16 protein-coding genes are annotated in these 23268 nt (G+C 65.9%); 9 read left to right on the top strand and 7 right to left on the bottom strand.

What is annotated here, in order from left to right; translation table 11 throughout:
- Nucleotides 1-3: 3 nt before the first annotated feature.
- Nucleotides 4-489 carry a hypothetical protein gene (locus QP997_RS02880; RefSeq protein ID WP_284846152.1) on the top strand — a complete coding sequence of 162 codons (486 nt, stop codon included), beginning with the start codon at nt 4-6 and terminating at the stop codon, nt 487-489.
- Between the two features lie 175 nt (nt 490-664).
- On the opposite strand, the gene QP997_RS02875 is transcribed toward QP997_RS02880, so the two are convergent.
- Nucleotides 665-3016: a DEAD/DEAH box helicase gene (locus tag QP997_RS02875; RefSeq protein WP_284846151.1), complete on the bottom strand. Its 2352-nt coding sequence runs from the start codon at nt 3014-3016 to the stop codon at nt 665-667.
- A gap of 248 nt (nt 3017-3264) precedes the next feature.
- Between QP997_RS02875 and QP997_RS02870 the strand changes: the two genes are divergently transcribed.
- Entirely contained in the window at nt 3265-4695 is a 1431-nt protein-coding gene (locus tag QP997_RS02870) for an amino acid permease (RefSeq protein WP_070759258.1), read from the top strand.
- A gap of 102 nt (nt 4696-4797) precedes the next feature.
- Here the strand turns inward: QP997_RS02870 and QP997_RS02865 are convergent, their stop codons facing one another.
- Together QP997_RS02865 and QP997_RS02860 are read right to left on the bottom strand one after the other, a co-directional pair.
- A complete protein-coding gene (locus QP997_RS02865) occupies nt 4798-6105 on the bottom strand; it encodes an NAD(P)/FAD-dependent oxidoreductase (protein WP_284846150.1) in 1308 nt (435 codons plus the stop codon).
- A 153-nt stretch (nt 6106-6258) separates the two neighbouring features.
- A complete protein-coding gene (locus QP997_RS02860; RefSeq protein ID WP_284846149.1) occupies nt 6259-7086 on the bottom strand; it encodes a hypothetical protein in 828 nt (275 codons plus the stop codon).
- 165 nt (nt 7087-7251) lie between these two features.
- Between QP997_RS02860 and QP997_RS02855 the strand changes: the two genes are divergently transcribed.
- Complete coding sequence (locus tag QP997_RS02855) at nt 7252-10842, top strand: ABC transporter ATP-binding protein (RefSeq protein ID WP_284846148.1); 3591 nt, start codon at nt 7252-7254, stop codon at nt 10840-10842.
- A gap of 118 nt (nt 10843-10960) precedes the next feature.
- Nucleotides 10961-14659, top strand: coding sequence for a multifunctional oxoglutarate decarboxylase/oxoglutarate dehydrogenase thiamine pyrophosphate-binding subunit/dihydrolipoyllysine-residue succinyltransferase subunit (locus QP997_RS02850; protein ID WP_284846147.1), 3699 nt, complete (start codon nt 10961-10963; stop codon nt 14657-14659).
- Between the two features lie 200 nt (nt 14660-14859).
- Here QP997_RS02850 and QP997_RS02845 read toward each other — a convergent pair whose 3' ends face one another.
- A complete protein-coding gene (locus QP997_RS02845; RefSeq protein ID WP_262369236.1) occupies nt 14860-15426 on the bottom strand; it encodes a hypothetical protein in 567 nt (188 codons plus the stop codon).
- 227 nt (nt 15427-15653) lie between these two features.
- Between QP997_RS02845 and QP997_RS02840 the strand changes: the two genes are divergently transcribed.
- The 3 genes from QP997_RS02840 to QP997_RS02830 all read left to right on the top strand — a co-directional run bounded on the left by QP997_RS02840 (nt 15654) and on the right by QP997_RS02830 (nt 18801).
- On the top strand, nt 15654-16967 hold the full coding sequence (locus tag QP997_RS02840) for a magnesium transporter MgtE N-terminal domain-containing protein (protein ID WP_187441046.1): 1314 nt from the start codon (nt 15654-15656) through the stop codon (nt 16965-16967).
- Nucleotides 16960-17493 carry a DUF1003 domain-containing protein gene (locus tag QP997_RS02835; RefSeq protein ID WP_284846146.1) on the top strand — a complete coding sequence of 178 codons (534 nt, stop codon included), beginning with the start codon at nt 16960-16962 and terminating at the stop codon, nt 17491-17493. Before QP997_RS02840 ends, QP997_RS02835 begins: the two co-directional genes overlap by 8 nt.
- Nucleotides 17494-17670: 177 nt before the next feature.
- Entirely contained in the window at nt 17671-18801 is a 1131-nt protein-coding gene (locus QP997_RS02830) for an Mrp/NBP35 family ATP-binding protein (protein ID WP_070760936.1), read from the top strand.
- A 125-nt stretch (nt 18802-18926) separates the two neighbouring features.
- Here QP997_RS02830 and tatB read toward each other — a convergent pair whose 3' ends face one another.
- The 3 genes from tatB to sigE are packed head-to-tail and all read right to left on the bottom strand — an operon-like array spanning nt 18927 to nt 20641.
- Nucleotides 18927-19505 (bottom strand): Sec-independent protein translocase subunit TatB, encoded by a 579-nt coding sequence (tatB, locus tag QP997_RS02825; protein ID WP_284846145.1) that lies wholly within the window; start codon nt 19503-19505, stop codon nt 18927-18929.
- A 31-nt stretch (nt 19506-19536) separates the two neighbouring features.
- The gene (locus QP997_RS02820; protein ID WP_284846144.1) at nt 19537-20010 is read right to left on the bottom strand and encodes an anti-sigma factor family protein; all 474 of its coding nucleotides are present in this window, start codon (nt 20008-20010) and stop codon (nt 19537-19539) included.
- Between the two features lie 10 nt (nt 20011-20020).
- The gene (gene sigE, locus QP997_RS02815) at nt 20021-20641 is read right to left on the bottom strand and encodes an RNA polymerase sigma factor SigE (RefSeq protein ID WP_148812509.1); all 621 of its coding nucleotides are present in this window, start codon (nt 20639-20641) and stop codon (nt 20021-20023) included.
- 185 nt (nt 20642-20826) lie between these two features.
- Between sigE and QP997_RS02810 the strand changes: the two genes are divergently transcribed.
- Together QP997_RS02810 and QP997_RS02805 are read left to right on the top strand one after the other, a co-directional pair.
- Entirely contained in the window at nt 20827-21507 is a 681-nt protein-coding gene (locus tag QP997_RS02810) for an O-methyltransferase (RefSeq protein WP_284846143.1), read from the top strand.
- Nucleotides 21508-21622: 115 nt separating this feature from the next.
- A complete protein-coding gene (locus QP997_RS02805) occupies nt 21623-23233 on the top strand; it encodes a glycoside hydrolase family 32 protein (RefSeq protein ID WP_284846142.1) in 1611 nt (536 codons plus the stop codon).
- The last annotated feature ends 35 nt before the right edge of the window (nt 23234-23268 follow it).

The following is a 23268-nucleotide window of genomic DNA, read 5'->3' as shown; positions in this document are numbered from 1 at the left end:
TGCATGGATCAATTTATTACTGCTCTCCACGTCATCGCCGCGATCCTCCTCATCGGACCGGTCGCGGTCGCTACCTCGGCATTCGCTCCGACCCTGCGCGCCGCGCAGTCCGGCTCCGCCAAGGCGGTGGGCTCCGTGGCAACCCTGGCTGGCATGACCCGCCGCTACGGCTACATCTCCCTGCTGGTTCCCGTGCTGGGGCTGGTCGCCTTCATGACGGTGGACGGCGCGATGCAAAACTACGCCTTCCACGCCGCCATCCTCACCTCTCTGGCAGCCTGGCTGGTCCTGCTGCTGGCGGTGATCCCGCAGCAGCGCCGCGGCCTGATCTCCGTTGACGGCCTGGACGAATCCGACACCCCGGCGAGCGAGGATGAGCTCGCCGCCATCCAGGGCGATGCTGCCAAGGGCCTGCCCGGCAAGGCTGCCATGTTCGGCGGCATCTTCAACTTGCTGTGGCTGGTCACCGCGATCCTGATGTTCGTCTAGGCACTGATTCCCGCAGCCACTCACATGCTGCGCGAAAGCCACATAGCCGTGGGGGCGAAAACTCGCTCCCACGGCTATTTTTTATTCCTCGCTTCGGCCACTGGGCCCGGCTGATCCCATGCAAAAACCCGGCTGACGTGGCTTCTTCCACGTCAGCCGGGTTTACAGGTTTCAGCTAGTAGCGTCCCCCGCGACGGTTATTGCCGCGGCCACCACGGCCCTCGAAACCACGGTCGTCCCGGTGGCGGCCGCCGCCACGGCGATCCCCACGGGAGTCCTCGAAGCGGTTGTGGTGCCCACGGCCACGCCCACGCCCACCGCGGTCGCGGTCGCGGTCGAAACGGCCACCGCCCCGGCGGTCGCCCCGGCCCCGGTCGTCGCGATAGCCACCGCGGCGGTCATCGCGGTCGCGGCGGTGGCCACGGTGAAAGCCCGGGCGCCCCTTCGGAGCGCCCGGGTCCGGCTCGATGTTGATCAGCTGACCGGACACGCGGGTCTGGTCGAGGGCCTCAAAGACCTGCTTCGGCAGATCCGCCGGCAGCTCCACCAGAGAGTGCTCGGAGAAGATGCTGATGCGGCCGAAGTCGCGGGAGTTCAACCCGCCCTCGTTGGCCAGGGCACCCACGATTGCGCCCGGGCGCACGCGCTGGCGGTGGCCGACGGAGAGGCGGTAGACCTCCATCTCGTTGCCGTTGCGGTCCGTGAACCGGGGGGCTGGCTTGTTGAAGCGCTCCTCGAAGGAGCGGTACGCCCCGCCACCACGGCGGTCGGCATCGCCGTAACGGTCGTCGCTGCGGCGCTTGTGCTCGCGGCGCGGAGCCTCCTCCATGAGGAACTTCTCCCCGCCCTGGGCCCCGGCTGCCAATGCCGCAGCGATGTCCTCCAGGGTGACCCCGTTGTCCTCCGCGTAGGTGGTCACCAGCTCGCGGAACACGGAGACCTGCGGATCCTCGAGGTTCTTGGTCAGCTCGCGGTTGAACTTCGCCTTGCGGGCCTCGTTGACCTGGTCAACGCTCGGCAGCTCGATCTCGTTGAGGCGGGACTTCGTCGCGCGCTCGATGGACTTCAGCATCCGGCGCTCACGCGGGGTCACGAACAGCACGGCGCGGCCGGAACGCCCCGCGCGCCCCGTGCGGCCGATGCGGTGCACATAGGACTCGGTGTCACGCGGAATGTCGTAGTTGAACACGTGCGTGATGCGCTCGACGTCCAGGCCACGAGCGGCGACGTCGGTGGCGACCAGGATGTCCAGGCGACCGTCCTTGAGCTGGTCCACGGTGCGTTCGCGCTGCGCCTGGGCGATATCGCCGTTGATGGCGGCAGCCTCGTAGCCCCGGGCGCGCAGGCGCTCCGCAAGCTCCTCGGTGTCGTTCTTGGTGCGGACGAACATGATCATCGCGTCGAAGTCGGTGACCTCGAGGATGCGGGTCAGCGCGTCCAGCTTCTCGCGGTGGTGCACGATCAGGTAGTCCTGCTCGATATTCTCCGCGGTGCGCTGGGTGGACTTGACCGTCACTTCCTGCGGCTCGTTGAGATAGCGCTTAGACAGGTGGCGGATCGCGGACGGCATCGTCGCCGAGAACAGCGCGACCTGCTTCTCCTCCGGGGTGTCCTCCAGGATGCGCTCCACGTCCTCCTGGAAGCCCATGTTCAGCATCTCGTCGGCTTCGTCGAGCACCATGAAGCGCAGCTCGGAGATGTCCAGGCTGCCCTTCTGCAGGTGATCGATCACGCGACCCGGGGTGCCGACGACGACGTGCGCGCCGCGGCGCAGGCCCGAGAGCTGCGCGCCATAAGGCTGGCCGCCGTAGATCGGCAAGATGTTGACCCCACCCATCTTCCCCGCGAAGTCCTCGAAGGACTCCGCGACCTGCAGCGCCAGCTCACGGGTCGGTGCCAGCACCAGGGCCTGCGGCTTGCGGGACTTCAGGTTCAGCCGGGACAGGATCGGCAGCGCAAAGGCGGCGGTCTTACCGGTACCGGTCTGCGCGAGGCCGACCACGTCCTCCCCTGCCATCAGCAGCGGGATGGTCTGCTCCTGGATTGGGGACGGCGAGGTGAATCCGACGGCACGGACGGCGTCGAGCACCTCCGGCGACAGACCCAGGTCACCGAAACCGGCACCGTCGTCGTCCTTGTCTTCCTTCGCGTTGTCTGCCTGCTCGTCGTCCTTCGCGACGGCGACGTCCTGGATGGACGCGGTCGGGGTGGTGTCGTTGTCGTTGTTGTTTTCTACGGTTTCCGCCTGCTGATCGGCCACAGTGTCCTCTGGGTTCTCGTTCTTGTTCTTCTCGTTGTTGAGATTGTCGGTCTTCCCAGAATCTTCTGCGCCCTCGGCTACAGCGGAGCCACCGGCGGATTCCATCGCGGAATCTTCGGTGTTCTCCCCCAACACATCAGAGATATTCAGCGGCGCATCGTTGACCGGCGCCTGCTGAGCCTCTTCCTGCAGATTGTTCTGAGCTACCGAGTAATCGTTATCCACCGGCTTGTTGACGTCGCCGGAGACGCTATCAGTATCACTCATCGCACTTGACAGTACGCTCTGCGGCCAGCAAAAGCCATACCGCGCCACCCGGTGGAAGGCAGATCGTAGCCTGCACTGATTGTGGCTGCTGGCAGTACTGACCCCAGTGCTGCCCCAGCACCGACCCCGGTGCAGCCCCAGTACCAATCCAGCGCCGACCCGAATCTTTCGCCCGGAGTGTGACGTGGCATACTACGGCTGATATCGATCTGACTTTCGCGGCTTGACGGAATCCGGAGGACAATCCCATGTCGCAACAACCAGCGCCCGAGGCCGCCACGGCGGGCGAATCCACGACTGACAGCCACCAGGGCGAGCTGCGGCGCGCGCTGCGCCACCGACACATCCACTTCATCGCGCTGGGTTCGGCCATCGGCACCGGGCTGTTCTACGGTTCCGCCGGCGCGATCGGCGCGGCGGGCCCCGGTGTCATCTTCGTCTACCTGCTCGGCGGCGCGATCGTGTACTTCATGCTGCGCGCCCTGGGCGAGATGTCCGTGGCCCACCCCGTCGCTGGCTCTTTCGCGGAATATTGCCGCCGCTACCTGGGCGGATGGGCCGGGTACATCACCGGCTGGATGTATGCCTTCGAGATGATCATCGTGTGCCTGGCCGACCTCACGGCCGTGGCGCTGTATATGAAGTTCTGGTTCCCGGAGACGGCCTCCTGGGTCTGGGTCGCGGTGGCGCTGATCATCGTGGGGGCGGCGAACCTCGCCTCCGCCCGCTGGTTCGGTGAGCTGGAGTTCTGGTTCACGACGATCAAGGTGACCGCGGTGGTCGCCATGATCCTCGGCGGTGCGGCCATCCTCGTGTTCAACGTGGACACCGGCGGCACCGTCGGCATCTCGAACCTGTGGAACGACGGCGGCCTGTTCCCGAACGGCTTCACCGGCGTGCTGTCCGCCCTCATTCTGGTGCTCTTCGCCTTCGGTGGCACGGAGATCATCGGTGTGACGGCCTCCGAGGCCGAGGACCCGGAGAAGACGATCCCGAAGGCCATCAACACGGTGCCGATGCGCATCCTGCTGTTCTACGTGCTCGCGATCTTCGTCATCGTCGCGGTGATTCCGTGGCGCGAGATCACCGGCGAGCAGTCCCCGTTCGTGCAGATCTTCAGCTCCCTGGGCATCGGCTGGGCCGCTGCCCTGCTGAACGTCGTGGTTCTCTCCGCGGCACTGTCCGCGATCAACTCGGATCTCTACGGCGCCGGCCGCGTGATTCACGGCATGGCTCGCCAGAAGCTCGCCCCGAAGATGTTCGCCAAGATCGACCCGCGCAATGGCGTGCCGGTCTCCACGATCAGTGCCCTGCTCATCGTGCTGGTCATCGGCATCGTGTTGCAGCTGATCAACCCGACCGCTGAGCGCCTGTTCCAGGACATCGCCGCGCTGGCCACCTTCGCCACAATCTTCGTGTGGCTGATGATCCTCATCAGCCACCTGGCCTACCGCAAGCACCTGAACTCCGAGGACGTCGCCCACGCGCACTTCACGGTGCCGCTATGGCCGCTGGGTCAATACTTCGCGATCGCCATGATCCTGCTGACCTTCGGCACGATGTTCTGGATGTCGGATTTCCACTCCGCCCTCATCGCAGGCGTGGTGTTCACGGTGGCAATGTCCATCCGCTACTACTTCATCGACCGGAGGAACAAAGCCGAGGCCGCCGCGGCCTAATCCCCCCCTGAAGCAATGAATCCCCGCAGAGTGCGGGGATTGTTGTGGATTATTGCCCTGTTGCCAGGCGGTGGCCCCAGAGTCGCCCCGCCCGGCACGGGGCTATTTTTCTGCCAGCAGCTCCGCGATAGCCCGGGCAGAACGCTGCCCGGAGCGGATAGCACCATCGATGGTTGAGGTCGCGGTGTGAGCGCCGGCGACCGCCACGCGCCCATCGAGCAGCTCGGCTGCCGGTTGGGCCTGGATCGCGTGATTGGGCCCGACCAGTGGCAGGGCGTCTGGGATGTCGTGGCGGGTGACCAACTCCAGGGCCTCGGGGCTGCAGTCGTAAATGCTGGCCACGTCACGGCGGACCTGCATTTCGGTGGGTAGATCGCGGGCAGCGTCGAAATCGCCGTTGCTGTGCGGGTGGGAGGTCGCTGCAGCAATCAGCTGGCTTCCCGGCGCGTAGGCCGGGGCCACGGATGTGACCTCGCCGGCCAGGTCGATGCACAGCTCACCGCTGCCGTCCACGGTCACGAGCCTGTCGCTGTGCACCTCGTCGCTCACGGTGAACCACCAGGTACTCTGCCCGCGATGCTCGGGCACCGCGGTGCCGATCAGCTCGTGGGCCGCCTGCGCAGAGGTGGCCACGATCGCATGGGAGAAGCGCTCGGTCTTGCCGTTCACCGTGAGCTCCACCCCATTCGGTTGGACGTCCACCGCGCTGACCTGGGAGTTCAGTTCGACGCGGACGCCGCCGAGGCGCCCCATCGTCGCCGCCAGGTCCCCCATTCCGCGCTCCGGCAGGGCCAGCGTGCCGCGCAACAGGGTGACGAACACCCACTTCGCGAACTCCGCGGAGGTTTCCCCGCCGTGGTCATAGAGGAAGGCGCGCAGGATTGGGTCGACCGCGTTCTGGCGGACCGGGCCGGTGATGCCGGCCTTGGTAAGCGACTCCGCGACCGGCTCGTCGCTGGCGTGCCCGAAGCGGCTGGGGCCACGCAGCTCCAGTGAGGAGCGGTGCATCAGCTCGCTGCGCAGCCAGTTGCGCATGCGCACGAGCTCACCCAGCCGTAGCGCGGAGCTGAATTCCGAGCGCAGCAGCTTCGGCACCATCGATGGCGCGCGAACGGGATCGATGATCAGCGCGGAGCCCTCACGCGTGACGGTGTTGATCCCCGGCTGGAAGTTCTTGATCTTGAGGGCGGAGTACTCCCCGGGGTTCAGGATCTCCTTGACCGCCGGGTACCAGGTATTGAAGAACTGCAGTCCCCGGTCCACGGTGATCTCGCCGTGCTGCTCCGAGCGCACCAGCCCGCCCACTCGGTCAGCGGCGTCGAAGAGGGTGCAGCGCACCCCAGCCTGAGAGAGCGTGCGGGCCGCTGCAAGGCCGGCCATGCCGGCCCCAATGATGGCTACCTCGGTCACGTGCCCCTCCTGCGGTCCTCGCTCAACGCTGGGTGGCACAGCATGTGCCCGGCGCCGTGCCGGGGGCTGTGCCCATCATCACGCTAGCCATGCTAGCCCACACCCCGGCCGCGCCTGACCACCCGCGCCCCGCCAGTCGCGGTTCGTGGAAAGCTAGCGTTCCTCACCGTCTGCCGTCACGTCGCCGTCCTCCCCGTCGGCAGCGACGTCGTCGGCGTCATCGTCCTCAACGTCACTGTCCTCGACCTCGACCCACTCGAAGAACGGGTCCTCGGAGCCGTCGTCGAGGGTGACCAGGAGGTCCTCCCAGTCCTCGGCCTGCTGCGAGACATAAGCGAGCACGTCGAAGAGCTGGTTGAAATCTTCGAATACGCCGAGGTCCAGCACCTCCTGGTACTGCGTGCGCAGCTCGTCCAGGGTGGCGTCCAGCATGTCCAGCTTCGCCGGGTCCTGCTCGTCCTCCTCATCGACGAGGATCTCCGCGGCGATGTTCTCCGCGAGATCGAAGACGCTATCGGGCAGCACCACAAAGCTCACTGCAGCGGTCGGCGCACCCTGGCCCTCCGAGATCTTCACGGTGACCTTGGAGTTAGCGCTGAGGTTCGCGCGCAGGACAAGGGGGTCGTAATCATCCTGTTCGAACTCGAGGTCCTCGACGCGCGGGTCCTGCCCATCAAGCAGTTCATTGAGCACCGTGATCACCTCGTCGGTGGCCATGTGCCGGTTCACCGCCTCGACCGCGGCCTCCGGGGTGAAGACCACACCGACCAGGGCGGCGTCGAAGTCCTCATCCTCATCGGTGACGTCGGCGAGCGCGACGAAGACGTTCGCGGCCGGCGTGCTGACCCCGGCTACCCCTTCGATCAGCTCGAACTGGATCTCCACTTCCACAGAGACTGGAACGAACAGCGTTCCATCGGTGGCTCGGGACTCGATGCCCTCAACGTCGAGGGCCTGGGCGATGTTTTCCAAAAATCCCATTGAGGAATCCTCTCTCCGCGGCGCGGTTCGTCTCCTGCGTTGATCTTAACCCGGTTTATTTGCCTCGCGCCGGGGCCGTTTCTCCCGGCTCCCGCTTTCGACGTCGCCCGCTGCCGTGGTGGCGGGCTTTTCCTACCTGGTGCAAGCGATAGGCTGATAGCTATCGTGTTTGCTTTCCTCCGCGCCCCCTTGAGCGCTCACCGCATGCAGCTGGGCATCATTACCCTGCTCAGCGTTCTCATGCCCGCCGCGGCCGTGCTGATCCCGCTGTTCGCCGGCCGGGCGATCGATGGTAGCCGGGGCGCGATCGGCCTGCTCATCGCGGCGGCTTTCGCCCGGTTTTGCACCCACGGTGCGCGGCGCTTCTTCGCCGGGAAGCTCTCCGTCGACGTCCAGCACGACATCCGGATGCGTTGCCTCGCAGCCCTGCAGGGCGCATCACCGGCGGCGATGGCCCAGGTGCGCACCGGGCAGGTGGTCTCCCGAACCATCTCGGATTTGAACCAGATCCAGGGGATGCTGGCGATGCTGCCCATCATGGGCAGCATCTTCGTGGAGGTCGTGCTGATCTTAGGGATCATGTTCTGGCTCTCCTGGCCGCTGGCGGTGCTGCTCAGCATTCAACTTCCGGTGCTCGCCGCCATCGCCTTCTTCTCCCGCCGCCGGCTCTACGACGCGACGTGGGAGGCCCAACAGCAGGCCGCGGACGTCGCCAGCCAGGTGGAGGAGACCGTGACGGGCGTGCGCATCGTCAAGGCTTTCGTCCAGGAGGAGCGCGAGCAGACCGGCTTTATGGCTCGGGCCCGCAGGCTCTTCGGGTTGCGCTTGCACGTCGGGCAGCTCACTGCTCGCTTCCAACCGGCGTTGGCTGCCGTCCCACAGATTGCGCTGATCGCCACCGTGGTTGCCGGCGGCCTGCTCGCGATGCGGGGCTCGATCACCATCGGAGAGTTCCTCTCGGCGTCGGCTTACGTCACCCTGCTGTCACGGATGACACGCATGGGCGCCGGGATGTTGGTGATGTTGCACCTGGCGAACGCCGCCGTCTCCCGCGTGCAGGATATCCTCGCCCTCCCCCAACGGCAGGCGCCTGAGAACCCGGGAAAGCTCCCGGATGGCCCCGTCGGGGTCCGGGGCACCTTCCGCACCCGGGCGGGCGAGGACCTCGCCGTGGATGTCACTCCCGGGTCGACCGCGTACATCACGGGTCCTGCGGGGTCCGGGAAGTCGGCGCTGGCGCTGGCTCTGGCTGGGCAATCGGCGGACGTTAAGGCCGACTTTGAGGCCTACGCGGGCGGCACCGCGGTCCGGCTGGGAGACCTGCCCCTCACGCAGTGGCCGACGATCGTCTTCGACGAGCCCTTCCTTTACTCCATGTCCATCGCGGAGAACATCCGTATGGGAACTCAGGCGAGCGACGCCGAGGTGGCGGAGGCAGCCCGCATCGCCTGTGCCGCCGACTTCATCGACGAGCTCGGGGGTTATTCCACCATCGTGGGTGAGCGCGGCCTGACACTGTCGGGCGGGCAGCGGCAGCGCATCGCGCTGGCCCGCGCGGTGCTGCGCAACCCTAGGGTCCTGATCCTGGACAGTGCCACCAGCGCCATCGATACCGTCACCGAACAGAAGATCATCGCCAATCTCCATCAGCGCGCGGGCGAGGGAAACCTGACGATGGTGATCGTCGACCACCGGGCAGCGCCCGAAGATACGGGCGCGACTAACGCTGACGCCGAGAAAACGGGCGTCATCAGCCTGCCCGCTCCCCCGGCCCGTCCGCTGTGGCCGCGCAGCTGGGAGGAGATCCAGGAAAGCGCAAATCGGGAGCTGCTGGGCGTCACCGATGGCACTGGCGACGACGAGGGGCGCGCGCGAGCGGCCGACGCTGCGAGGTTCACGGACATGTTGGAGGCCGACGCCGCAGCGCTGCGCCGCGTCACCCCGTCACGGCAGGAGCCGACTTCTCACAACGCCACGCCCACCGGCCCGGAGTCCGAGAACTCGACCCCCGCACTGCGGCTGCGCACTCTGGTGGGGCTCGTCCCGGTCGCGACCGCGGTGATCGTGGCAACGCTCCTGCTGGGGCTCGTCGCCGACATTGCGCTGCCATCCCTGGTGCGCAAGGCCATCGACGAGGGAATCAGCAGGTCAGACCGCAGCGCACTGTTCTCTCTGGGGCTCGGCGCCCTGCTCCTGGTCTGTGTTTCCTGGGCCGCCAGCGCGTGGAACACGGTGCTCACCACACACACCGGCGAGCGCCTGCTCTACGCCCTTCGCGTGCGCAGCTTCGAGCACCTCCACCGGCTGCCCATGAGCTGGTTCGAGCAGAACGCCTCGGGCCGGGTCATGACCCGAATGACGACGGATATCGACAATCTCTCCAGCTTCCTGCAGACCGGGCTTTCCCAGGCCATCGTCTCCACCACGATGCTGCTGGGTGTGCTGGGCATGCTCATCTGGACCGACCCTGCGCTGGCGGGCATCACCGCACTGTTCTTGCCGGTCATCGGGGTGGGCGCGTGGGTCTTCCGCCGCTATTCCTCGCGCCTCTACCGGGCCGCCCGCTCCCAGGTCTCCACGGTCAACGCCCACTTCCAGGAGGCGGTCAACGGGCTCAACACTGCGGCGGCCTACGGCTTCGGCCCGGTGCTTTCCGAGCGCATCGGGGAGCAGTCGCAGCAGTACGTGGGGCTGCGCACCCGCGCGCAGGCAGCGGTCAGCATCTTCTTCCCCGGCATCTCCTTCATCACCGAGCTTGCCCAGGCGACCGTCCTATTTTTCGGTACCGCTCGGGTCGCAGAAGGCACGACGAGCCACGGCGCGCTGGTCGCCTTCAGCCTGTATCTGACCTTCTTCTTCGGCCCCGTCCAGCAGCTCTCGCAGATCTTCGATAAGTTCCAGCAGGCCGCGGTGAGTTTCGAGCGAATCTCCGAGTTATTGGCCGTCCCTACCGAGCCCAGTACTGGGGACGACGGCGCCGATGCCAGGTTGCCGGGCAAGGTCGCCGCGGTGGACTTCTCTGACGTGCATTTCCACTACGACGGTGCCGAGCAGGACTCCCTTCGAGGCGCATGCTTGGGCTTCCGCGGCACGACCGCCCTCGTTGGCGCGACGGGCGCCGGGAAGTCGACGATCGCGAAGCTGGTCACCCGGTGGTACCAACCGTCGGCGGGCACCATCACCGCTGTGTTCGACACGGATAACCCCGAAGTACAGCGCCTCGACCTCCAGCAGCTCCCCTTGCGGGCCTGGCGTACGCGGGTAGGTTACGTCCCCCAGGAGGCGCACCTGTTTCACGGCACGGTGGCCGAGAACATCGCCTATGGTCGACCGACTGCGAGCCAGGAGGAGATCACCGCGGCCATCGCTGCCATCGGAGGCACGGACATTATCGCCGGCATCGACGGCGGCTTCGCCGGCGAGGTCGGTGAGCGGGGCCGGGGATTGTCCTCTGCCCAGCAGCAGATCATCGCGTTGGCTCGCGCGGAGCTCATCGACCCGGACATCATGGTCCTGGATGAGGCGACGGCGAATATCGATCCTGCGGTCGAGGCTGACGTGGTTCGGGCCATCGCACTGGCTACGCGTTCGCGGGTGGCGATCATCATCGCCCACCGACTCTCCACCGCGGAGTTGGCTGACAATATTGCGGTCGTCAGCGCTGGAAAAATTGTTGAACAAGGCCGTCATCAGGAGCTTTTGGAATCCAGCGGCAGATACGCGGACCTCGTCGCCGCATCCCGGGAATCTCGCTAGGTCACACGCCGTTTTTCGCCGGTCGGTGACGCGCCACCTGGAAGCGAAATCGCATAGCACATCGTGTAGGCTGTTACAGCGAGACTGAAGTCATGATGAAAAGAGGCGAGGACCTGCTGTGAGCAGCGCGAATTTCGGTCAGAACGAATGGCTGGTCGATCAGATGTACCAGCAGTATAAGAAGGATCCGGAGTCGGTTGACCCCGAATGGCGGAAGTACTTCGAGAAGAACGGCGAGATCGCTGGCAGCTCGGCGGGCGCAGATAACAGTGCCGCTACGAGCGCCCAGAGCGCCCCTGCCGCCTCCGCAGGCGCCACCGCCACCGCTTCCGGTCGGCGTGGTGGCCTGCGTGGCGACGCCGACGAGCGCGTCGTCGCAACTTATGACGCCATTCCGAAGCGAGTCGCCCCGCCGGAGCCGAAGCAGCCCGTAGAGGCCCCCGAGGCCGGCGAGCAGGTGCTGCGAGGCGCCGCCCGCGCCATCGCTAAGAACATGGATGCCTCGCTGAGCATCCCGACCGCAACCACGGTCCGCGACATGCCAGCGAAGCTCATGTTCGAAAACCGTGCGATCATCAACCAGCAGCTGCTGGCCCGCGGCGGCGGCAAGATCAGCTTTACGCACATCATCGGTTGGGCCCTGATCCGTGCGGTTCAGGCTCACCCGGACATGAACCTGAATTACAAGGTCGTCGACAACAAGCCGACCGTCGTCACCCCAGAGCACATCAACCTGGGCCTGGCGATCGACATGAACAACAAGGACGGCAGCCGTAGCCTGGTCGTGGCGGCGATCAAGGAGACGGAGAAGATGAACTTCTCCGAGTTCGTCGACGCCTACGAGGACATCGTCGCCCGTGCCCGTGACGGCAAGCTGACGATGGACGACTTCCAGGGCGTGACCATCTCCCTGACCAACCCGGGTGGCATCGGTACCCGCCACTCCGTGCCGCGTCTGACCAACGGCCAGGGCGCGATCATCGGCGTTGGTGCGATGGATTACCCGGCCGAGTTCCAGGGCACCTCCGTCGACCGCCTCGGCGAGATGGGCATCGGCAAGCTCGTCACCATCACCTCGACCTACGACCACCGCATCATCCAGGGTGCGGAGTCTGGCGAGTTCCTGCGGACCATGTCCCGCCTGCTGATCAACGACAGCTTCTGGGACGAGATCTTCCAGGCCATGCACGTCCCCTACGCGCCGATCCGCTGGTCCCAGGACCTGCCGAACACTGGCGTGGACAAGTCCACCCGTGTTGCGCAGCTCATCGAGGCCTACCGCTCCCGCGGCCACCTCATCGCGGACATCGACCCACTGCACTGGGTCCAGCCGGGCCTGCCAATGCCGGACCACTCCGACCTGAACATCGAATCCCACGGCCTGACCCTGTGGGACTTCGACCGCACGTTCAACGTCGGTGGCTTCAACGGTCGCGAGACCATGACCCTGCGCGAGGTGCTCGACACCCTGCGTAAGGCCTACACCCGCAAGGTCGGCTACGAGTACGCGCACGTCATGGACAAGGACGAGCGTCTGTGGCTGCAGCAGCACGTCGAGGGTGGCCAGCCGAAGTACTCTTCCGCAGAGCAGAAGTACATCCTGCAGAAGCTGAACTCCGCTGAGGCCTTCGAGAACTTCCTGCAGACCAAGTACATCGGCCAGAAGCGCTTCTCCCTGGAGGGCGCGGAGACCCTGATCCCGCTGATGGATGCCGCTATCGACCGCGCTGCGGATTCGAAGCTCAACGAGGTTGTCATCGGCATGGCCCACCGCGGCCGCCTGAACGTGCTCGCCAACATCGTGGGCAAGCCTTATTCCCAGATCTTCACCGAGTTCGAGGGCAACATCGACCCGGGCTCCGCCGGCGGTTCCGGTGACGTGAAGTACCACCTGGGTGCCGAGGGCACCTACATCCAGATGTTCGGCGACAACGAGATCGACGTCACCCTGACTGCCAACCCGTCCCACCTGGAGGCAGTCAACCCGGTCATGGAGGGCATCTCCCGCGCGAAGCAGGACCTGCTCACCGAGAAGCACGGCGAGGACGCCAAGGGCTCGGTCATGCCGATCCTGCTGCACGGCGACGCAGCCTTCACCGGCCTGGGCATCGTCCAGGAGACGATCAACCTCTCCAAGCTGAACGCCTACTCCGTCGGCGGTACCGTCCACGTCATCGTGAACAACCAGATCGGCTTCACGACGACCCCGGACTCCGGCCGTTCGACCTACTACGCCACCGACCTTGCCAAGGGCTTCGACGCCCCGGTCTTCCACGTCAACGGCGACGACCCGGAGGCCGTCGTCTGGGTGGCACAGCTGGCGGTCGATTACCGCAACCGCTTCGGCAAGGATGTCTTCATCGACCTGGTGACCTACCGCCGTCGCGGTCACAACGAGGCCGACGACCCGTCGATGACCCAGCCGCTGATGTACGACATCATCAACGAGCTGCCGACCTCCCGCGAGCAGTACACCGAGGCTCTCATCGGCCGCGGCGATATCTCCGAGGAAGAGGCCAAGCGCGCTGCACAGGACTTCCACGACCAGCTCGAGACCGTGTTCAACCAGGTCCGCGAGGCTGAGAAGGGCGCCCCTCCGGCCGAGCAGACCGGCATCACCGGCTCTCAGGAGCTGCCGCACGGCCTGGACACCTCCATCTCCAAGGACCTGGTTCGCCAGATCGGCGACAAGTTCTACGAGACTCCGGAGTGGTTCAACGCCCACCACCGTGTGAAGCCGATCATCAAGCGTCGCAAGGAGATGAGCGAGAACGGCAACATCGACTGGGCCTTCGGCGAGCTGCTCGCCCTGGGTTCCCTGGCTGCCGAGGGCAAGCTCATCCGCCTCGTCGGCGAGGACTCCCTGCGCGGTACCTTCACCCAGCGCCACGCGGTCCTCTTCGACAACGAGGACTTCGACCGCTACAGCCCACTGCAGTCCCTGGCTGAGGACACCGGCAAGGGTGGCCGCTTCGAGGCCTACAACTCCGCGCTCACCGAGTACGCGGGCCTGGGCTTCGAGTACGGCTACTCCGTGGGTAACACCGACGCGCTGACCCTGTGGGAGGCACAGTTCGGTGACTTCGCCAACGGTGGCCAGACCGTCATCGATGAGTACATCTCCTCCGGTGAGGCGAAGTGGGGCCAGAAGTCCAACCTGGTCATGCTTCTGCCGCACGGCTACGAGGGCCAGGGCCCGGACCACTCCTCCGCACGCATCGAGCGCTTCCTGCAGATGTCCGCGGAAGGTTCCTGGACCGTGGCTCAGCCGAGTACCCCGGCGAACTACTTCCACCTGCTGCGTCGCCACGCGCTGGGCTCCCTGACCCGCCCGCTGATCGTCTTCACCCCGAAGTCGATGCTGCGCAACAAGGCCGCGGTGTCCGCTGTTGAGGACTTCACGGATACGAAGAAGTTCACCTCGGTGATCGACGACCCGAACCAGAACGGCGTGAACAAGGACATCAAGACCGTCCTGATGTGCTCCGGCAAGATCTACTACGAGCTGGAGAAGAAGCGCCAGAAGGATGGCCGCGACGATGTCGCCATCATCCGCCTGGAGATGCTGCACCCGCTGCCGTTCAACCGCATCCGCGACGCTCTGTCCAACTACCCGAACGCGGAGTTCCGCTGGGTGCAGGACGAGCCGGCCAACCAGGGCCCGTGGCCGTTCATCGCGCTGGAGCTGCCTGAGTACCTGCCGGGTATCCAGCTGAAGCGCGTGTCCCGTCGCCCGCAGTCCTCCACCGCAACTGGTGTGGCTAAGGTCCACCAGCTTGAAGAGAAGGCACTGCTCGAGGAGGCCTTCGCCGACTAGTCGGTAGATTGCCCCCTGCTCCCCCAGCCAGCTGGCTGGGGGAGCTTTTTCTTGCGTCGAGAAGTGCTCTGTACCCCCGCTGGTTTTCTCGCCGAGCCCCCTTCGCGTGCCCGCCCGGCTACGAGGCACCCCCTGCTCTTCTTGGCGAGCCCCTGGGTTGTGTGCGCCCGGCTAGGACGCCCGCTCTCCCCAGCCCTCGCTTATTGGACGTAGTCCTCGCCCGCAGCAGTCGCACGCAGCTTCTCGGTGGACACCCCGCCGGCGACGTTATTGGCCGCCCGCAATTCATAACGATCAGGCTGCGGCTTGGCCCACAGGGCGACGATGTTCTGCGGCAACGTATCGTCCTCGCAGATCACAGCCGCGCCAGGGTGGGTTGCCGCCAGCTCCGAAGGGAGAGCCGAGAGCATCGTGGAGTGAGTGATGTCCCGCCACTTCACACGGTCGGGCTCTTCCTCCGCTGCATACATCTCCCGTAGCTCCCGGCCCTTCGCCGGGTCGAGAACGTCCAGCAGCTCCCCCACACAGCCGAAAGTCATGCTGACCTTGCCCTCGCGCAGCTGGTCAATTCTCTGCTCGGCGGAGATCTGCGTCGTGGAGACCTCTGGGGTGTCCTCGCTGATGTCCTCGAATTGCTCGACGTACTCCTGCGCCAGCGGCTCGATCAGCTCTTCCTCCATGCGTTGCCCGCCGTGGGTCCCGGTGCCGGCGTCCGGCACCCCGATCACGATCTGCTCCTTTTCCGCGCAGGACGAAAGCGGTGCCACAAGTGCCAGCGCCAGTCCAGCTACCACCACACGCTTTCTTTTCGGGGTGCGCCCAGCATTGGCATTGCGCGGAAAAAACACGGCTTGCAGCTCTCCTTGGGTGGATTTCACAGCTTTTGGGTCCGCAGCGAAAGGCTTGGCTGCGAGGAATGCTCCTCATCCTATCGCGGGCCTGCCACCCGGCCGGGCATCGTGGCTGCGTGGGCACTCAAGTATTCTTGATTTCCATGACAGAAACTCGCGTTTATGCAGGCCGACTGGCCGGAATGATGCTGATGGGCCCCTACGGGGACTCCATCGGCCGAGTGCGGGACGTGGTGGTCACGATCTACCAGCACCGCAGCCACGTCCTGGGGTTGGTCATCGCCCTGCCCAATAAGCGCCAGATCTTTCTGCCGATCCTTCGCGTGGCCAGCATCAACCCCTCGGAGGTGATGGCGACCTCCAGTTCGGTGAACCTGAAACCCTTCCAGTCCCGCTCCGGCGAGATCAGCATTCAGCACGAGCTGGTGGGCTCCAAGGTGCACACGGACGATCCCGAACACGCCGAGCTGCACGGCCAGGCGCTGGAGATCGTGGACGTGGAGCTGAAGCAGTCCCGCACCAGGGACTGGGAAGTCAGCCGCGTCGCCGTCGCCCAGCGCGGCCGCCTGGGCCGCTTGGGGAAGGTCGCGGTGGTCCCGCTTTCGCGCATCCAGGGCCTGAGCGCGAGCGGGACGGGGCCTGCAGATAACAACGCCGAGCTGCTGGCGTCCTTCCAGGAAATGCGCGCCGCAGACATCGCTATCGCGCTGAACGACCTGCCAGAAGAACAGCAAACCAGGCTCGCCCGGGAGATCCCGAACGAGCGCCTCGCGGATGTCGTCGCGGAGCTGCCGGAAGACTCCCGCATCGCGATCCTCAATCAGCTCGGCGTGGAGCGCGCAGCCGAGGTTCTGGAGGAGATGGAGCCGGACGACGCCGCGGATGCGCTCGCCGAGCTCCCGACCGGCACCTCGGACGTTCTCCTCGACCTCATGGATCCCGAGGACTCTGCCCCTGTGCGCCGCCTGATGAGCTTCTCCGCCGACACGGTCGGTGGCGTGATGACCTCCGAGGCAATCATCCTCACCCCACAGGCGACGGTCGCTGAGGCGCTGGCGCACGCCCGCAACCCTGATGTGTCCAGCTCTCTGAGTTCCCTGGTGTTCGTGGTGCGCCCGCCCCAGTCCACCCCCACGGGGCACTACCTGGGCTGCGTGCACCTGCAGAAGCTGCTGCGCCATCCGCCCGCCACCCTGGTCAGCGAGCTGCTCGACCTCGACCTACCAGCCCTGTCCGTGGCCGATAGCCACGAGACCGCGGCGCGCTTCTTCGCGACGTACAACCTGGTCTGCGCGCCCGTGGTCGACGAAGGGAACCACTTGCTCGGGGTGCTCGCCGTCGACGACCTGCTAGACGCCCTGCTGCCGGAAGATTGGCGCGACCAGGATTGGCGCGTCGGCAACGAAGCACAGAAGGAACCACAGACGTCCTTGCAGGAAGGTGACGCGGATGCCTAAGAACTACAACCAGCCCGCCCTCGACACCCCGGTCACCGGGCCACGTCGCTCGCTGTTTTCCTTCAATGGCGACGCCGTCGGCGCAGGCGCGGAGAAGGTGGCCCGATTCCTGGGCACCGGCAAGTACCTCGCCTGGCAGACCCTGATCGTGGTGGTGTGGATCTGCCTCAACATCGGTGGCATGTGGTGGAACTGGGACCCCTATCCCTTCATCCTGCTCAACCTGGCTTTCTCCACGCAGGCGGCCTACGCGGCACCCCTGATCCTGCTGGCCCAGAACCGGCAGGACGACCGCGACCGCCTGGCGCTGAACGAGGATCGTCGGCGCGCGGCGGAAACCAAGGCCGACACGGAGTTCCTGGCCCGGGAGTTGGCGGGCGTACGCATTGCGGTGGGCGAAACAGTGACCCGCGACTATCTACGCCGCGAGCTGGAAGAACTCTCCGAGCTGATGCGTCGGATCGAGGACAAACTCGAGGACCGTGCCCACGACGAAGACGAGCGCGAGTCGGCGGACGGTACGTGAAGTGCCAGCGAATCCCCTCGTGGGGAGGCCTAGCGGGCCTGCGGTGAGCCTCGTGACGGGTGCCGAGGTTGAATAAAGCGACCGTGCCCAAGGTACAGTGGCTTATTGGCTTGAGGGTCGGTTTCTGTGACCACGACCCTCGAAAACACTTATAGGTAAAGAAGCAGATTTAAGGCGATGCCCATGGTTCAAGAATCTGATATTCGCAACGCATTGTCGAAGGTCGAGGATCCGGAGCTGAACCGCTCGATCACCGAACTCGGCATGGTGAAGTCCATCGAGATCGACGGCGCCGACGTGGCCGTCGAGATCTACCTCACCATCGCGGGATGCCCGATGAAGTCCCACCTCACGGAGGAAACGCGGAAGGCCGCAGAAAGCGTGGCCGGCGTCGAGAACGTCACCGTCACCACCGACGTGATGAGCGACGAGCAGCGCCGCGAGGTGCGCAAGCTCGTCCGCGGCGACGCCGCCGACCCGGTGATCCCGTTCGCGCAGCCGGACTCCACGACCCGCGTCTACGCTGTGGCCTCCGGCAAGGGTGGTGTGGGCAAGTCCTCCACCACGGTGAACCTGGCGGTCTCCCTGCAGCGCCGTGGCCTGAAGGTCGGTGTGATCGACGCCGATATTTACGGTCACTCCATCCCGAACATGATGGGCAGCACCGACCGACCGCACCAGGTCGACGAGATGATCATGCCACTGCAGGCGCACGGCGTGAAGCTGATCTCCATCGGCCACTTTGTCGGCGACAACTCCCCGGTCGTGTGGCGTGGCCCAATGCTGCACCGTGCGATCCAGCAGTTCCTCGGCGACGTGTTCTGGGGCGACCTGGACATCCTGCTGCTCGACCTGCCACCGGGAACCGGCGACGTGGCGATCTCGGTCGCGCAACTGGTGCCGAACGCTGAGCTGCTGATCGTGACGACTCCGCAGGCGGCTGCCGCGGAGGTCGCGGAGCGTGCGGGCTCCATCGCGCAGCAGACCCGCCAGCGCATCGGCGGCGTGATCGAGAACATGAGCTGGATGCAGATGCCGGATGGCTCGAAGAACGAGATCTTCGGCTCCGGTGGTGGCCAGCTGGTGGCCGATCGCCTGTCGCAGATCGCGGGTACGAAGGTGCCGCTGCTGGGCCAGATCCCGCTGGATCCGAACCTGCGCATTGGCGGCGACCTGGGTAACCCGATCGCCCTCTCAGAGCCGAACTCTGAGGCAGCTCAGGCCTTCGGCGCGATCGCCGATCACCTGGCGCTGCGGCGTTCCTCCCTGGCCGGCAAGTCCCTCGGCCTGGGGGTCACCCGCAAGTAGCTTTTGGACTCAACGGCTAACGCCCGCTCGCTGAATCTTCAGCGAGCGGGCGGTTCGCTTTCTCACAGTGCCCTGGCGGAGCAACTAAAGTGCACGGCGCTCCCGGCTAGGGCTCCCAGTGGGTGTTAGAGGACGTCGTCCCACACCCCGGCTGCCCGTGGCGGCGCCGCGGGCTCCCCCGCCGCAGTCTGCTGGGGCTGCTGGCTCGGCGTGCGCACCGGGGAGCCGCCCGGTGCTCCCTGGCCGACAGAGCTGGCCGAAGCCGCCGCGGTGGAGGCGCTCCCTGCGCCCTGGTCCCCCGCCCCTGCCTGGGAGCCGGCCAGCGGGGCTTGTGAGGAGGGGCGCTCGGCGCTGGTGTGCCCGGCCGGATTGGTCACCGAGTTCACCGAGTCGGCCAACTGGCGGCCGGTGTTCTCCAGGTCGTTGAAGAAGGCGTCGTCCCCATCGAAGAGAGCCTTGGTTACCAGCCCGCGCGGCCCCATCCGGCGGTACTCGTTGATCTGGCTCAGCGGCTTCTGGAATTCCTTGAATTCAGGGCCGAAGTCCTCATCCAGCTGGCGACGCGCGTCGTTGACGAGGTTGCGAAAGGCCAACGCCACCGCGCGGATATCTTTGATCATTCCCGGCAGCCGCTCCGGGCCGATAACAATCAGCCCGATGATCAGCAGCACCAGGATGTTGAACCAACTGATGGAAGAAAACACGCCTCCACTTTAGCCCACCGGACAAGCGGACTTAAGACCTCCTGGCGTCGCGAAGCTGGTGAATGAACAGCTCGATTTTCGCCGCCAGCGTGCGCGGGAATCGCCGACCAGCGATATCGAAATTCAGCTTCTGCTCGGCGCCATCTCCCCCACTGCGCGCACCCGCGCGGCCACGGTCGCCAGCAGCGGCGACACCAACGGCACGCGTGTTGTGACCGTTTCGCGCAGCCGCCTGGGGATCGACCGAGTCCTCCGGGATCGCCGCCAGCCGCGATAGCAGTGCGGCGGGCAGCCCCTGGCCCTCGTGCTCAACCGTGTGGCCCGGGCCGTGCTGCTGCGCCATGGCGGTACGCATCGCCTGGGCAACCTCGCGCTGGGACAGCACCTCACGGCGGCAGTCCGCACAGTTCACAAGATGAATGCGCGCGCGTTCAGCCGCGCGGGGGCTCAGTTCCCCATCCACGAGGGCGGCGATGGCCTCCGGCCCCAAGTGACCGATCTCCATAGCTCCCACCTTAGGATCCGACGTAGTGCAATTCACCCTGCTTTTCCACGAGCCTAGCCTTCATCTGCGCACGAGCGCGGTGGATGCGGGAGCGCACTGTCCCCAACTTCACGCCAAGAGTGACGGCGATTTCGTCGTAGCTCATGTCCAGACCATCCCGTAGCACCAGCGCCACACGATACTCCGGCTGCAGGTCGGCCAGCGCCGCATCCAAGGCAGGGTCGAGGTGGTTGAGCTCGAAGGCAGCCTCAGGCGTGGGCTCCGAGGAGGCGGCCGGGGTCCAATACTCCGGGTATTCCTCCAGTGCGTCCATCCGAATCTTGGATCGGTGGCGCACCATGTCCAGGAAGAGGTTCGTGGTGATGCGGTGCAGCCAGCCCTCAAAGGTGCCAGGACGGTAGTGCTTGAGGCTGCGGAACACCCGCATAAAGGTTTCCTGGGTCAGATCCTCGGCATCCTGCTGATTGCCAGAAAGCTGATATGCCAGCCGGTACACGCGATCAGCGTGCTCGGCCACCAGCTCGGACCAGGAGGGCATCTCAGCCTCGCCGGCATCAAATGCGGCGGTGGTGGCAGGGCTCGTTACCTGCCCGTCAGCCTGGGGGTGGGGGCTGGCGTTCGAGTGAGTCATGTTTTTCAGCATGTCATGCGGAGTTCCCTGCGGGGTAGTTTCCGACTGGGGAAACGCTGTGAACTTTGGCCGCCACCCCACTTTGGCCACAGTGATTAACAAGCGTTTCTATTTCCTTAAAAACCCCGCCCTATCAGGCATGTCTTGAACCCAAATCAAGTCCCCGTGCCATAGTCTCGACAATCGTGAACTCTGCAAATAATTCCAGCATCAACGCCATCAAGTCCTACGTCGAGCAGACCACCCCTGCCGATGAGGCACTCGCCGCCGCGGCCGAAGCTGCCCGCGAGTTCGGTCTGCTCGTCCCGGACGCCGTGACCGCAGAACTCCTCCGGTTCCTCGCGGCCAACACCGCGGGCCGCGCGGCGCTGGGCGGCCACACCCCCACCGGGATCATCATGTCCCCCGCCTGCGGCCTGCTGGGTTCCCATCTCTTCCGTGGCTTCTACGCCGCCGGCGCCACCCAGGCGCACCTGACCTGCATCGAGCCTGAGGTCCAGCACCAGCAGCTCGCGAAGAATGCCTTCAAGCAGATCGGCATTGCCAGCAACGGCTTCCGCTTCCTACCCAGCCGTCCCCTGGACGTCATCGGCCGGCTCGCCTCCACCAGCTACGACCTCGCGATTGCAGAGTGCGCGGTCGAGGACATCGAGGCCACCGTGGCAGCCACCCTCCCCACTCTTCGTTCCGGTGGCGTCCTCCTCCTGCTGGACACGCTGCTGGACGGCACCCTCGCCGACGCGGAGCGCACCGATCGCCAGTCTGTCTGTGCCCGCGAGGCCGACGAGTACATCACGAGCCTGGACGGCGTGACCGCCGCCCGCCTGCCCGTCGGCGCCGGCGCCACCATCATCACAAAGCACTAGCCTCTCCTTCGCCCCCCACGGCTCCCCTCTTTCCAACGGCGGCAGCCTCCGGGCAGGCGCTAGCTGGGCGAACTCCGCCCTGCCTCGCACGCAATCCGCTGGTATAAACGGGGTCATGGCTAACCCTTCCGCAGAACACACTTCCGCGCCGGTCAACCCGCAGCATGCAGGCACTGACGCGGAGCTCCCCCACCAGGCCCCAGAGCTTCACATCACCGCCGAACGCGGTGTGCTCGAGGCCCCGGCGGGAGCCGTCTTCGCCGATGGCGCGATCCACGTCTTCCACCAGTTCCGCACGAAGCGCAGCAACGGCTCGCGGTGGGCGCATGTCACCGCGTCCCACATTCCCTACGACTGGGACATCAACGACGACGTCCTCAAGCCGGAGGACGAGGAGCTGGACGTCCTCGCGGGTTCCGCCCTCACCCTCCCCGCCGCAGACGGCACCCCGGAGACCGTTGAGCTGATCTTCGTCACCTCCGAGCCACGCGACGCGGGCGCCAAGCGCGAAGAACTGCTGGGCAGCCAGGTCGCGAATGGCCGCCGTGGCGCGCGTACCTTCCGCATCCAACGCGCCCAGATCGACAACCTCGCCACCCTCAACGAAGTTTCCGACGACCCGAAGGCCGTGGCCGCTGGCGTGCGCCGCCTGGGCCCCATCGACGTCGACGATTCCGCCCACCCGGTCGCTGACCTGGTCACCCCGAGTGTGGTCCCCCTCGGCGAGGATAGCTGGGGCATGCTGGCTCTGAACCTCGTCAACGACGAGGACGCCGAGATCGTCTGGCTTCTCTCCGAGGACCGTCAGCGCTGGCGCGTGGCCGGTGCGGTCGAGATCGACGACGACGTGTCCCTGCCCGCATCCCGCCCGTTCGCCCCGCGTCTGGTCAAGATGACCGACCAGGGCGATGGCCAGGACTACCACGTCCTCATCCTCACCTACCGCGACGACGGCACCTGGAAGGCCGAGGGCGACGAGGTCACCGGCTACCTCGTCGGACGTATCGACACCCCCGCCGCAGGGAAGGTCACTTTCCACCCCCAGGGTGAGTTCCGCGTCCTGGACCACGGCCACGACCTGACCCGCCCCCGCATCATCCCGGGCGACACCCCCGCGCTGATTGGCCTGGTGGGCGCCCACCCGGACGCCAGCACCGGCGCGGACTGGGCCAATTGCCTATCCACGCCGCGCGCCCTCACCCTGCTGGACGGGTCGCTGTACCAGGACATCGTTGGCGCCCCGCAAGCCGTGCACGCTTTCTCCGACTTCGGGCTCATCTGGACCGGACAGCTTGCTCCAGGCGAAGGAAAGGTGGAGCTCAGCGTGCGCAACATGGACGGCGGGGAGATCGCGCTGATCACCTGCACCAAGGACGCGGTGTCCGTCACCCGTGACGGGGACACGCGCACCGCGTCCCTCGCAGACCCAGAGGCCGACGTGCTCACCGTCTTCATCGACGGCCCGCTGTGCGAGGTCTACGCCGACGGAGGTGCGGCGACGCTGACGAGCAGCATCTCGGCGGCGGTACCGGTCAGTGACGTTAAGGTCACCGCGACCGGCGGGGCCCGCACCGAAGTCTCGATGGTCACCCTGGGCCGCCAGCTGCAGCGCCTGCACGCGGGTCTGAACTCGGCCGCCGCTCAGGAGCAGATCATCGCAGATTCTGCGCAAGCTGATCGGGACATCGAAGCCGGGGCTATCGACGACCTGCTGGACCTGGACTAGCTCGGAGTATCTGCCACGGCTTTCCTGCGTGAGGA

This window comes from Corynebacterium sp. MSK039 (assembly GCF_030232315.1).
Classification (GTDB): Bacteria; Actinomycetota; Actinomycetes; order Mycobacteriales; family Mycobacteriaceae; genus Corynebacterium.
Note: the sequence above shows the minus strand (reverse complement) of the source record. Positions and strands in the feature narration are given on the sequence as shown.

Bases quoted from the DNA above. Each gene is read 5' to 3' on its own strand.
- QP997_RS02880 (WP_284846152.1), top strand. From the start codon at position 4: ATGGATCAATTTATTACTGCTCTCCACGTCATCGCCGCGATCCTCCTC.
- QP997_RS02875 (WP_284846151.1), bottom strand. From the start codon at position 3,016: ATGAGTGATACTGATAGCGTCTCCGGCGACGTCAACAAGCCGGTGGAT.
- QP997_RS02870 (WP_070759258.1), top strand. From the start codon at position 3,265: ATGTCGCAACAACCAGCGCCCGAGGCCGCCACGGCGGGCGAATCCACG.
- QP997_RS02860 (WP_284846149.1), bottom strand. From the start codon at position 7,086: ATGGGATTTTTGGAAAACATCGCCCAGGCCCTCGACGTTGAGGGCATC.
- QP997_RS02840 (WP_187441046.1), top strand. From the start codon at position 15,654: ATGACAGAAACTCGCGTTTATGCAGGCCGACTGGCCGGAATGATGCTG.
- QP997_RS02835 (WP_284846146.1), top strand. From the start codon at position 16,960: ATGCCTAAGAACTACAACCAGCCCGCCCTCGACACCCCGGTCACCGGG.
- QP997_RS02830 (WP_070760936.1), top strand. From the start codon at position 17,671: ATGCCCATGGTTCAAGAATCTGATATTCGCAACGCATTGTCGAAGGTC.
- QP997_RS02820 (WP_284846144.1), bottom strand. From the start codon at position 20,010: ATGGAGATCGGTCACTTGGGGCCGGAGGCCATCGCCGCCCTCGTGGAT.
- sigE (WP_148812509.1), bottom strand. From the start codon at position 20,641: ATGACTCACTCGAACGCCAGCCCCCACCCCCAGGCTGACGGGCAGGTA.
- QP997_RS02805 (WP_284846142.1), top strand. From the start codon at position 21,623: ATGGCTAACCCTTCCGCAGAACACACTTCCGCGCCGGTCAACCCGCAG.